The organism is Leptolyngbya sp. BC1307 (assembly GCF_002286735.1).
GTDB lineage: Bacteria > Cyanobacteriota > Cyanobacteriia > Phormidesmidales > Phormidesmidaceae > Phormidesmis.
The window spans coordinates 13,848-26,801 of the sequence record NZ_NRTA01000020.1 but is presented as its reverse complement, the minus strand read 5'-3'; the positions used below and the strand labels follow the sequence as shown (position 1 = coordinate 26,801).

Below are 12,954 nucleotides of genomic sequence, written 5' to 3'. Positions count from 1 at the left end.
CGCCCTGCTTAAGCCTGCTTATTAGCGCTTTCATCCAGCACATCGCGAACTTTTTGGGCCAGATCGGCGCGCCGATAGGGCTTGCTCAGCAGCTTGATGCCGGGGTCGAGCCGCCCGTGGTGCACGATTACCTGCTCTGAATAGCCCGAGGTGTAGAGAATTTTGAGATCGGGTCGCAGTCGCCGGGCGGCATCGCCCAGCTCTCGGCCACTCATGCCGCCGGGCATAACCACATCGGTAAACAGCAGGTCGATCTCGGGCTGCTGCCGGATTATTTCTAAAGCCGCCGGGCCGCTGCTGGCCACCGTCACTCGATAGCCCAACTGTTCTAACTGATTTTGCACATAGTGACGCACTAGGTCGTCATCTTCGACCAAAAGTATCTTTTCTTCACCACCTGCCGGCGCTGTCATAGCCACCATCTCAGCAAGGTCTCCTTGGCTCCCCCGATATCTAGGTACATACAGCCTGATGGTGGTGCCATGTCCCAATTCCGAATAAATCGTAATGTGCCCGTTCGACTGCTTGGCAAAGCCGTACACCATACTAAGCCCAAGCCCAGTGCCCTTGCCCCTTTCTTTAGTGGTAAAAAAGGGCTCAAACACACGGGGTAGATTCTCTACGGCAATGCCTATGCCGCTGTCTGAGACAGTGATCAGCACGTACTGGCCCGCCTGGGCCTCGACATGCTGAGCGGCGTAGTCTGGATCGAGGTAGACATTGCTGGTCTCGATCATCAGATTGCCGCCTTGGGCCATGGCATCGCGGGCATTGAGGCAGAGGTTGAGCAGGGCGCTCTCCAGCTGGGCGGCATCTACTAGAGCGGGCCACAGATCGTCTGCGGGCAGTCTTACCACTTCGATGTGCTCGCCTAGGGTGCGGCACAGCAGGTTGGTCATGGTGATAATCAGCTGGTTGACCTCAACGGGCTTGGGGTCGAGGGCCTGGCGACGGGCAAAGGCCAGCAGCCGCTGGGTGAGCTCGGCCCCACGCTGGGCAGCGCTGCTGATCATCTCGGCCAGGGGGCGCAGGGTCGAGTCGGGGGCGAGGGTTTCGGCCAGCAGATCGGCATTGCCCACGACCACGGTGAGCAGGTTGTTAAAGTCGTGGGCAATGCCGCCGGTCAGCTGACCCAGCGACTCTAAACGCTGGGCCTGGCGCAGCTGATCTTCGAGGGCAATGCGATCGCTAATCACCCGAAAGTACACCGCCAGACCGTCGGTGGAGGAGTAGGCATTGATGTCGAACCACTCGTGCAGCGGCGCGTAGTACAGCTCAAAGTGTCGAGACTGATTTTTGTCCACCGCCGCGTGATACTCAGCATAGAGCTGAGACTGTCGCGCCTCAGGAAACGCTTCCCACACCACCTGGCCAATTAGCTCTCCCGGCGGCCGCTGGAGCACGCGCTCGGCCTCGCTATTGAGGTAGGTGAAGCGCCACTGGTCATCGAGCAGGTAGAAGGCGTCGGTCATGCTTTCGAGGGTAGTGCGCAGCCGGGTGGCAAACCGCGCTAGGGCCGACTCGGCCTGCTTCTGGGCCGAGATGTCTTGCAACGCCCCAATCACTCGCACAATGTTGCCCTCGGCGTTGCGCTCGGCTTCGCCTATGGCCCTGGCCCAAAACCGTCGCCCGGTGGCGGTGTATAGCTCGACATCCAGATCAAAGGGGGTACCCCCCTGGGCGCAGGTGGCAATGGCGGCGCTCAACCGCTGTCGGTGCTCTGGAGGGTAGAGATTGAGGGCGTTTTCTAGGGAGGGGGCATCGTCGCTCGCCCACTCTAAAATGTGAAAGATTTCCTCTGACCAGTACACCTGGTTGCGGTCAATATCGGCGGCCCAGCCCCCCAGCCGCCCCAGCCGCCCGCCGATGCGGGCCAGGGCGCGGCTCTTTTGCAGCTGCTCGTTAATCCGCTGCAGCTCGCGGGTGCGCAGCAGCAGGGCAGCTCCAGTCGCCTGCTCGCGGGCCAGACCGGCGGCGATCGCCTGCTCTGCCTGCACCCGCTCGGTGACATCGAGCACCAGCGAAAAAATTGAGATCAAGTTGCCGTCGTCGTCGAGCCGCGCCGAGTTGTACCACTCGCAGTGCACCACCGCGCCGCTGCGGGTTAGGTTGCGGTTGCGGCTGACGTTACGCCGGGCTTCGCCGTTGAGCAGCTGGGCCATCACCGGCTCGACGATGGGGGCGTCGTCGGGGTAGACAAAGGGCCAGTCGCCGGGGTGCTGCCCCCGCATCTCGGCTTCGCTCCAGCCAAACAGGGCGGCGGCCTGGGGAGACCAGTGGCTGACCCGAAAGGCCCCGTCCCACTCCACCACCGCCAGGGGGGAGTTGTCGATGTGAAAGCTGAGGGTGTCGTGGGCGTAGCGCAGCTCTTGCTGCTGGGCCTGCTGCTGGGCCTGGGCCAGCTTGTCGGCGGTGAGGTCTTGCAGGGTGCCCACCAGCATGGGGGGAAAGGCGCTGTCGCCGGCAAAGCTCTGGCCCTGGAGCCACACCTGGCGCACCTCGCCGTCGGGGCGCACCAGCCGGTGCTCTAGGTCGAGGGGCTGGCCCTGCACCGCCTGGATCAGGGCGGCGATGACCGCGTCGCGATCTCCGGGGTGCACCAGCGCCACAAAGGCCTCCAAAGTTTCGTCAAAGCTGTCGGCGGTCAGGCCGGTCAGCTGGTAGATGCCCTCGGTCCACAGCAGGCGGTTCTCGTCGATGTAGAGCTGCCAGGTGTTTATCTGGCTAAACCGCTGGGCCACGGACAGGCGCAGGGCGGTGAGGCGATGGTGAATGCGCTCAAACCGGAGCTCTAGCTGGGCCATGACCTGCTGGGCCAGGGCCTCTAGCAGGCGCATTTGTTCGGCGGTGAGGGTGCTGGGCACCCGGTCAAACACCGCCAGGGTGCCCAGGGGCACCCCCAGGGACGACCTGAGCGGCAGCCCTGCGTAGAAGCGCAGGTGGGGCGGGCCGACCACGAAGGGGTTGTCGGCAAAGCGGGCATCTTGGTGGGTGTCGGCCACCACCAGGGGGGCATCGCTATCGACCACGTGGGTGCAAAAGGAGATGTCGCGGGGGCTTTCAAACCGCTCTAGGCCCACGGCGGCCTTAGACCACTGGCGGTGCTCGTCGATCAGGTTGACCACAGCTATGGGCACCTGGCACAGGTGGGCCGCCAGCCGTACCAGGTTGTCGTAGGCCGCCTCGGCGGGGGTGTCGAGCAGGTAGTGCGATCGCAGCACCTGCAGCCGTAGCTGCTCTGAAATGGGTCGGGGAGAGGTGGGTCGGGTCATGGGCGGTGCGGTGCGGCCAGCGCATCGCGAATTTTTTGCGAGAGTTCGGCTCTGCTGTAGGGCTTGCTCAAGAGCTGCACCCCAGGGTCTAATCGGCCATGATGGACGATGGCATCTTCGGTATAACCCGAAGTGTAAAGCACATTTAAACCTGGTCTGAACCGCCGGGCCAGGTAGGCTAGCTCGCGCCCGCTCATGCCGCCGGGCATGACCACATCGGTAAATAGCAGGTCAATGTCGTCTCGCTGACGCAGCAGGATCAGGGCGGTGGGGCCGTTGGTGGCCACCAGCACCCGGTAGCCCAGATTTACCAGCTGATCGTGGGCGTAGCGGCGCACCAGTTCGTCGTCTTCGACCAGTAAAATTAGCTCTGAGCCACCCACTACGGATCTATCTACCTGACGGGGCTGAGGCTCGGTGTCGCCCCAAAAGCGGGGTAGATACATTTTAATGGTGGTGCCCTGACCCAGCTCAGAATAGAGCTTAATGTGGCCCCCCGACTGCTTGACAAAGCCGTAAACCATGCTCAACCCCAGGCCAGTACCCTTGCCGGTTTCTTTAGTCGTAAAAAAGGGCTCAAACACCCGCTCTAGATTTTCGGGGGCAATGCCTAGGCCCGTGTCTGACACCGCCACCATGACGTACTGCCCCGGCACCACCTCTACATGCTGGTCGGCGTAGTCTTGGCTGAGGCGGGTATTGGCGGTTTCAATCGTCAGTCGGCCGCCCTGAACCATGGCATCGCGGGCGTTGAGGCAGAGATTGAGCAGGGCGCTTTCGATCTGGGCAGGGTCAACCAGGGCGGGCCACAGCCCGGCTCCGCGCACGATCTCAATCTCAATATGCTCTCCCAGGGTGCGGCGCAGCAGCCCATCCATGGTGGCAATCAGCTGGTTGACCTCTACAGCCTCGGGGTCGAGGGCCTGGCGACGGGCAAAGGCCAGCAGCCGCTGGGTGAGGTCGGCCCCCCGCTGGGCGGCGCTGCCAATCATCTCCGCTAGGGGCTGGAGTTTGGGGTCGGATTTGAGCATTTCGCTGAGCAACTCGGCGTTGCCCAAAATCACGGTCAGCAGATTGTTAAAGTCGTGGGCAATGCCGCCGGTGAGCTGGCCCACCGACTCTAGCCGCTGGGACTGTTGCAGCTGCTCTTCTAGGACAATGCGATCGCTCACGTCTTGAAAATACACGGCCAGGCCCTCGCTGGAGGGGTAGGCCCGCACGTCAAACCAGCTGTTGAGGGTCGGATAAAATTCTCGAAATTCGACCGATCGCCCCTCGTTAATGGCCTGTCTATACTGCTGCTCAAAAACGGTGCCCACCGCCTCTGGAAACTCATCCCACAGACAGTTACCCAGCAGATCGGCCCGCTGGCGATGCAAAAGCCGCTCGGCCTGGCGGTTGAGAAAGGTGAAGCGCCACTCGTGATCGAGGGTAAAAAAGGCGTCGGTGATGCTCTCTAGAGTGGTGTTAAAGCGATCAGCAGTCTGGCGAGCTTCATGGGCAAGCTGCTTTTGCTCGTGAATTTCGATCGCGGTGCCGTACCACTTGACCGTGGTGCCGTCCTTATCCTGAATGGGGACGGCCTGCACCAAGTGCCAGCGGTAGTCGCCGTCGTAGCGCCGCAGACGAAACTCAAACCGATAGGGGCTAGCGGTTTGCACCGCAGCAGCCCACACCGTCAGGCAAGGGTCAAAATCGTCGGGGTGTAGCAGGGTCATCCAGATCTGGCTGGGGTGGGGTTCGGGTTCATAGATGCCGGTGTAGACCCGCAGAGCGTGGCTGGCATAGTCAACAACGCCGTCAGGGTCGGCGGTCCACACGATCAGGGGCATGGCGTCAGCCAGCTGGCGAAACCGCTGCTCGCTGCGCTCTAAGGATGCTTCGGCCTGCTTTTGGGCCGTGATGTCTTGGAAGGCCCCCTGCACTGCCACAATTACCCCCTGGTCGTTGCGCACGGCCTGACCAATGGTGCGCACCCACACTCGGCGCTGGCGGGCGGTGATAATTTGCAGCTCTTCGTGGAAGGGCCGGCCAATTTCGGCACAGGCGGTAAAGACGGTGTCAATGCGATCGCGGTATTCGGGCGAATAGAACTCAATGCCTTGGGCTACGGTAGGGGAAAACCCCGGCTCGACCTCGTGGATGCGGCACACCTCCTCAGACCAGATACAGATGCCCTCGGGCAAAGGCACCAGCCAGCCCCCCAGATGGCCAATTTCGCTGGCAATTTGCAGCAGGATCTGCTGCGACCTGAGGGTTTCGTAGGTGTCGCTAAGCGCCCGCTGGGAGGCGTTTACCTGCTTGATGTACCGCAAAATGACCAGGGTAAGGCCGCCGGTCGTGGCGATCGCCACAGCCGCCAGCAGCCGATTGGCAATCACATAGGCGATGGCAAAATTGGCGGGAGCTGGCGGTGACACAAAAAAGCCCGCCGCCGTTAGCCCCAGACTGGCGACGGCAACCATCACCACCCAGCGATCGCTGCGAGAGAAGCCCGCTACCGCCACAAACAGCGGGTACAGGCTAGCGTGGCCAAATCCCAGGAACGTCCAGGTATCAGTGACAAACACCACCGCCAGCCCGGCGATGGCGAACCCTTTGGCCAGGCGAGGGGAGGGAATGGGAACTGGGCAGGTCATAACGGTACGGCGAGAAAATATCCCATGGTTAACCTCTGGCGAGAGCTTGACGGATTTTATGGGTCAGCTCGGCCCGCTGGCAGGGTTCGTGCAGCAATTGTATCCCGGCCCCCGGCCCTCTCCTGATGGGTCAAGACGTTATCGGCATAGCCGGAGGTGTTACAGCACCGGCTGCTGGGGCAGCAGCCGGTGTAAGCTCCCATAGCCGCATGTCCCCATAGGAGCGGGAACTAACCCTCTTCCCCTTAGTGGTGCAGACCTACATTATGATTCGCATGCACCTCAGCAGTCGGGCTAATGGCCGTGAAGGGATGCTCGACTTTGAGCCAGACGACCCTGCTTATGCCCTACCTACCCAATCCAACAACGCCCCTCTACTCCCAATCTAGAAAGGGATTGAAAACCGAGACGACTCCGATTCTGTTAAGCGAGTATGCCTTCTAGTAGACTCGTCATATGTTTTGGGTGGTCTGATGGAAATTAAATCACAATGATGTATCATCCTTTAATTTCAGAGGAGCTGTATAGATGAAATCAGCGACGAATCATGCCAACTCCCAGTCCATCGATATGAATGCCTTGATTTTGCCCCTGAGATCGCTGTATGGACTCACGCAAGAGCAGTTTGCTGCCAAATTAGGCGTGACCGTTGTCACGGTCAACCGCTGGGAGAATTATCGCGCGAAACCAATGCCGCTCGCCCTGCGGCAATTGCGAACCTTGCTGCTCGAACTGAGCCAGTCTCAGGCTACGGCAGACCAGGAGATCGCTCAGCGTCTGTTAGCGCAGTATTTCCCAAAAGACCGTTGAATTCACCCTGCCGAGCCGATCACCACCCATAATTCATGATTTCCCCCTCCGAAGAAAATTCATCTGACGTGCGCTCTGCGAGTAACTCACAAGAAGTCGCGGCTGAAACCATGAATTTGGAGCAATCATCCAAAACCGACGCTCCCTTTCCGGTGGTCGGCATTGCCGCTTCCGCCGGAGGGTTAGAGGCATTTACGGAACTGCTGCGTCACCTGCCCACCGATACGGGCATGGCATTTGTGCTGATTCAGCATTTATCGCCTGACCACGAAAGCTTGCTGTCTGAAATTTTGGGCAGAGTCACCGCCATGCCTGTGCAGCAGGTGACAGACCGGATGACAGTTGAGCCAAACGAGATCTACGTGATTCCGCCCAACAGCCAGATGACGCTGGAGGACGGACTGCTACATCTAGGGCCGCGACAGAAAACTAATGGGAAATATCATCCGGGAGATGCGTTTTTTGAGTCGTTAGCCCTTGATCGCGGCACTAAAGCGATCGCCATTGTGCTATCTGGTGCAGATGGCGATGGTTCTCAGGGGTTGAAAGCGGTCAAAGTGGCTGGCGGTATAACCTTTGCTCAAAGTGAGGCGACAGCCACCTTTGACAGTATGCCGAATACGGCTGTGGCGACGGGCAACGTGGATTTTGTGCTGCCGCCGGAACAAATTGCCGAATCACTGGCCAAACTGAGCCGCAGTCCCTTTTTGGTTGCCGTAGAGCCAATCCAAGTGGTGAAGGAGGTGCCGCCCGAGCCGGGTGATGCGTTGGCGAGAATCTTTGCGCTCTTGCGGAAAACGACTGGCGTTGATTTCACGCTCTACAAACCGAATACTTTAAATCGCCGGATGCAGCGCCGGATGGTGTTGTATCAAATCGAAAGCCTGGAAGACTACGCTGAATATCTGCAAGCGCATCCGGCGGAAGTGCAGGCATTGTATGAGGAAGTTTTAATCCACGTCACCAGTTTCTTCCGTGACCCGGAAGTTTTTGAACAGTTAAAAACACAGGTTTTTCCCACGATTAGCCAAAACAAATCGGCAGAAACCCCAATTCGGATTTGGGTCACGGGTTGTTCCACCGGGGAAGAAGTCTACTCGATCGCCATTTGCCTGCTAGAGTTTTTCGATGATCAGGCGACCGTGCCGCCGATTCAGATTTTTGCCACCGACATTAGCGAAACGGCCATTAGCAAAGCCAGATCCGGCTTCTATTTAGACAGCGAGATGAAAGGGGTTTCACCGGAGCGTCAACGCCGCTTCTTTGTGTCCTTGCCTAGCGGCGGGTATCAAATCAGCAGCGCTGTCCGCGGACTGTGCGTGTTTGCCCGTCATAACTTAGCGGGCGACCCCCCCTTCACTAATCTTGATTTAATTAGCTGTCGCAACGTGCTGATTTATCTATCAGACCCGCTGCAAGAACGCCTGATGTCGCTGTTTCATTACAGCCTCAACTTAACCGGCCTGCTGCTGCTGGGCACGTCTGAAACCGTCAAAACTGCCTCAGATTTGTTTGCGACTCTGGATGAAGCCTGCAAGCTCTATGCCCGAAAATTGACCTTAACTCGTCCCTTATTTTCGTTTCAGACTACTCAATCCGCCTCCAGCGCTAACAGTCCGCAACGCATCTCTGAAAGCTTCGTTAGTCCGGTTGATCTAGTCCAAGAAGTGAGCCAACTGATCTTCAACCGCTACGCGCCGCTATCCGTCGTGGTGGATGACCAGATGCAGATTTTACAAATGCGCGGCGATCTCGACCCGTACCTGAAATTGATACCGGGAACCACCGAGCTAAACCTGCTGCTGATGGTGCGGGAAAGCTTGTCGCTCACCCTTCGCACTGCCCTGTATCAGGCCCAGGCCGAAAACGCGGTCGTGCGCCAAGAACAGATTCAGCTAGAAGCGGGGGAGCAACCGCACTGGCTCAATCTAGAAGTGATGCCGTTCCGTCCAACCACGACGCGCACGCGCTATTTTTTGGTCGTGTTGGAAACCATCTCACCCCCTGCCGCTGCCCTCAACCCCGCTCCGATTGCGAGCCAAGAGCCAGCCGATCTAGAGCGGGAAATTATGCAGTTGCGGCAGGCGCTGGCCGCCGCTACCCAACGAGAACTCTCGGCACAAGCTCACCTGCAAGCGGTGGTTCAGGAGCAAAACCAACTGAACCAAAGCCTGCAGGTGGCAAACGAAAGAATTCTGTCGAGCAATGAGAAACTGCAAAGCACCAACGAAGAACTGCAAACGGCAAAGGAAGAGATTCAAGCCACCAATGAAGAACTCTCGACTACCAACGACGAACTTCGCAGCCGCAACCTGCAACAAAACCGTGACAACAGCGACCTGAACAACTTTGTTGCCAGCATCAGTGTGCCGATTGTCATGCTGACCAACGACTTAAGGATTCGCCGCTTTACCCCCACCGCCCAGCGACTATTCAATTTCATTCCGACCGATGTCGGGCGACCGTTTAGCGACCTCCACGCCAACTTCGATGTTTCCCAGCTAGAACCGATGATTTTGGAGGTGCTGGAAACCCTCAACACCCAGGAACAGGAGATTCAAACCAAAACAGGTCACTGGTACAGCCTCCGCATTCGTCCCTATCGCACCACCGAAAACCAAATCGACGGCGTGACGCTGGTGTTTGTCGATATTGACGCGCTCAAACGCCATGCTGCCACCCTAGAAGCCGCCCGCAACTACGCCGAAGCGATCGTCGAAACCGTGCAAACCCCGCTGGTGGTGCTTGATGCCGATCTGCAAGTCAACACCGCCAATCGAGCCTTCTACAAAACGTTTCAGGTATCCGCTCCAGCCACCGAGCAGGTCTCTTTGTTTGAACTCGGCAACGGGCAGTGGAATATCTCCCCACTGCGATCGGTGCTCGAAGCAATTCTGACGAATGATCATCCGGTGCAAAATTTTGAGGTGGATCATGATTTCGAGCAAATTGGGCAAAAAACACTGCTGCTGAATGCTTGCAGGCTGCAACGAGAAGACAACGCCGACATGATTTTGCTGTTGATCGAAGACATTACTGAGCGCAGGCAAAATGAAGCGGAGCTAAAAGCCGCTGACCGCCGTAAGGACGACTTCTTAGCTGCTTTAGGTCATGAACTGCGCAATCCGCTCGACGCGCTTAGCAACAGCATTACGCTGATGCAAACCCTGAAAGCAGCAGATTTTACGGAGACAGCCTCTCGCGATTCATCGCATGAGCAGCTTCACCAACGCGCCGGGCAGCTTTACACCGTCGCCAGTCGCCAGATCACCCAGCTCACTCGCCTGGTAGATGACTTGCTTGATGTTTCGCGAGTTGCCTACCAGAAGATTCAGCTACACCGGCAGCAAATGGATCTGACGCAGCTGCTCAGAGATCTGGTTACAGATGCTGAGAGCGCTGTATCAGAGAAAAGGCTTACGCTCAATGCTGTGCTGCCTGAGGCCGTTGTCTGGGTTAATGGAGACACGGCTCGCCTGATGCAGGCTTTCACCAATGTCTTACAAAATGCGATTAAGTTCTCTGATCTCGATGGACATATTGAGATCTCTACCCAAGTGGAGTCAGAGCATGTCATCACCCGAATGACTGATACGGGCATTGGCATGGAAGTAGAAGCGCTCACTCGCATTTTCACAGCGTTTAGCCAGGAAGATCGCAGTTTGGCGCGCAGCGGTGGATTGGGCTTGGGACTACCCTTAGCGAAGGGCATTATCGAGCTTCATGAGGGGCAAATTTGGGCAGAGAGTGCAGGGATAGGGCAAGGCACTGCTGTCATGATCAGGCTACCCCAGTTGATAGGAGCCACCGAGGTTTTGCCTCCTCCGTCAGATGCTGTTTTCGCTTCATCTGTGGCAGCAAGCGGGGCCAAACATATTTTAATCATTGAAGACAACGAGGATTCGGCCTTTCTTCTACAGCTTTTTTTAGAAGATTTGGGCTACCAGATAGACATAGCAAACGATGGCGAGCACGGCCTATCACTGGCCAGGCAGCTTCAGCCAGATGTCATCATCAGCGACATTGGCCTGACCGCTGCGATGGATGGCTATGCCGTCGCCCGCGCCATTCGCTCAGATCCGGCACTGGACGCGGTTTATTTGATTGCCAATAGCGGCTACGGCCAGCCAGAGGATAAAGCCAAAGCTAAGGCTGCCGGGTTTGATAAGCACTTCACTAAGCCTGTGAATCTCGATCAGCTCAAGAATTTGATTGAGCAGCATATGTCTCTGAATCAGAGCAATCCCTAATACAGCGTCAGTTCGGGATAAGAAAAGCCAGAAAAAAGGAGGATAGGTAAGCTGAAGTTCGCCTTTGTATAGGACACTGTTGGCGGTGCGATGTAGATAAGTCGAGTGTGACAAGGAGGCAATAGCCAAATTAAGAGTGGAGATTATCTCTCAGCAGCACCTGTCCTGCTGTCCCCACCTAACAGAGTCACCGACTCCGGTCACGCTGACATTAGTAATGATGTCAGTGGAATGCAGACCACGAACGTATCCTGACCTAGTCGCCTAAACCGGGAAGGAGCAAGGGGAAGTCCGAAAGGGTTAACGCAAGTGAACCGTTGACGAAGCAACGCCCATGTGTCAATCAGTGAAATCAGGCTGAAACACTGAGACCAAAAGGTATGTGGGTAGCCTAGCGGCTCGCCAATCCGCTAGGTGATGGGCCACAATCCCACCGGAGTATAGACGGAACCCGACCCGGATGTATCTCACACACTCGGAACTGCATAAGCCCGATGGATTCTCTGATGTAAGTCAGAGTAGGCAAAAGAGAGCGAAAAAAGTGTGGGAAAGCCCGGGAACTCGTTGATTAGCCGTTCAAGCTGCTTGAGCAGCCAGTTCTGAATACCATCGTTCAAAGGTTTCACGCCAGTCGCCATCGAGCACCTTCGTTCTGACTTGCAATAGGAGATGCGCTCCCTTCTGACTCCATCGCATCTGCTGCCTTTTGACCATGCGCTTACTGATCACCTGATTAACCGTAGACTCGACAAATCCGGTCGCAATCCTTTCTCCATTGCGATAGCGCTCGCCATAGTTTGTGATAAAGGGCTGATTGTTAGAAATATAGGTCTTGAACTCCTCCACCTTCTTAAACAGCTTGCCATGCTTAGAAGGTGTATCCTCTGTGTAGAGCGAGTCAGCCAACCAATCTATTGCTTGCAGCGCCCGAAAGACATTGCCGTGCCAGAGATACCACTTAATGCTCTCCAGAGTAAGCCCAATATCTTTATCCGGCCAGTCATCTGGGAAAGTGACGCCCTTCGCTATCTGAGTCATGACCGTAATGCGCATGGTGATGTGGAACCAATCGAGTAAATGCTCAGCCTGCGGATTGAGATAGAGCTGAAGCTCTCGTACCGTATCGCCACCATCAGAGAGAAAAGTGACCTGCTGATTCATCTGCATCCCCTGAGACTGAAGCATCTCAAACACTCGGCGCTTAGGCTTCTGGTCATAGCTGTTGACCAAACCAAAGCACTTAGACGAGCCATCGTCAGCAATACTTTTGCCTGTGATTATTTCAAAGTGATGCGGCTGTTTCGGATCGGACTGGGACTTAATCGCTCGGACATAGCCACCATCGATACCCATCGTTAGCGGCATATCAGGCTGTGGTAGCGCAGCGATGTCCCATTCACAGCTGTCGATATACATAAACCGCTCTTCCCCTAACTCAGCTTCTAGTCGCTCTGCCATCTGCTGAGTATGGTTGCGGACAGTGGCCGCATTCAACTGCTCGTCAACCGGCAGCACTTCCGCTAAGAGCTGGGCACTTTGCTCAAAAGACATCAGCGCGGCAAACTTCGTCTCTACATACAGCAGCTCAGGAGCTGTGCGCTCAGCAAGCAGGTCTGATAGCGGGCTGAGGCTCTTCTTTTCCTGCGGCTGACAGTCGCAGTGAAAAAGGCGATCGCATTGCAGCTGAAGCTTGCCAAACAAGCTACGGTATACCAGCTTACGGCGGTCCTTAATGCGGCGCGGCTGTTGGCAATCAGGACAGGTCAGCTGTTGCTGTTGATAGTCTTCAATCTGCTGAGTAACTAAATGGCGCTGAAGGCCACGAAGGATGCCCTTCGCGTCTTCTAACGTCAGTCCTAGCGTGGCGGGTGAGAATACATCACGCTCTATCTGAGCCACTTCCTGCACCACCGCAGGCTCACCGGCATCATTTTCAAAGACGATCTGAACTTTGAGTGGCATTATCCTAGAACCTCAGCAAAC

At 56.8% G+C, this 12,954-nt stretch carries 6 protein-coding genes; 3 read left to right on the top strand and 3 right to left on the bottom strand.

Going from position 1 to position 12,954, the window contains the following annotated elements:
* Nucleotides 1–8: 8 nt before the first annotated feature.
* On the bottom strand, nucleotides 9–3,272 hold the full coding sequence (locus CKL79_RS12470; protein ID WP_121969913.1) for a PAS domain-containing protein: 3,264 nt from the start codon (nucleotides 3,270–3,272) through the stop codon (nucleotides 9–11).
* Nucleotides 3,269–5,911, bottom strand: coding sequence for a PAS domain S-box protein (locus CKL79_RS12465; protein WP_121969912.1), 2,643 nt, complete (start codon nucleotides 5,909–5,911; stop codon nucleotides 3,269–3,271). Before CKL79_RS12465 ends, CKL79_RS12470 begins: the two co-directional genes overlap by 4 nt.
* Before the next feature lie 248 nt (nucleotides 5,912–6,159).
* Here CKL79_RS12465 and CKL79_RS23180 point away from each other — a divergent pair, with 248 nt between their 5' ends.
* The 3 genes from CKL79_RS23180 (at nucleotide 6,160) to CKL79_RS12455 (ending at nucleotide 10,971) form a co-directional block, all read left to right on the top strand.
* Nucleotides 6,160–6,300, top strand: a complete 141-nt coding sequence (locus tag CKL79_RS23180; RefSeq protein WP_170944051.1) for a hypothetical protein — start codon at nucleotides 6,160–6,162, stop codon at nucleotides 6,298–6,300.
* A 139-nt stretch (nucleotides 6,301–6,439) separates the two neighbouring features.
* The gene (locus CKL79_RS12460; protein ID WP_240518833.1) at nucleotides 6,440–6,721 is read left to right on the top strand and encodes a helix-turn-helix domain-containing protein; all 282 of its coding nucleotides are present in this window, start codon (nucleotides 6,440–6,442) and stop codon (nucleotides 6,719–6,721) included.
* 35 nt (nucleotides 6,722–6,756) lie between these two features.
* Nucleotides 6,757–10,971, top strand: coding sequence for a chemotaxis protein CheB (locus tag CKL79_RS12455; RefSeq protein WP_121969911.1), 4,215 nt, complete (start codon nucleotides 6,757–6,759; stop codon nucleotides 10,969–10,971).
* Between the two features lie 576 nt (nucleotides 10,972–11,547).
* Here the strand turns inward: CKL79_RS12455 and CKL79_RS12450 are convergent.
* Complete coding sequence (locus CKL79_RS12450; RefSeq protein WP_121969910.1) at nucleotides 11,548–12,933, bottom strand: ISKra4 family transposase; 1,386 nt, start codon at nucleotides 12,931–12,933, stop codon at nucleotides 11,548–11,550.
* Nucleotides 12,934–12,954 lie beyond the last annotated feature (21 nt).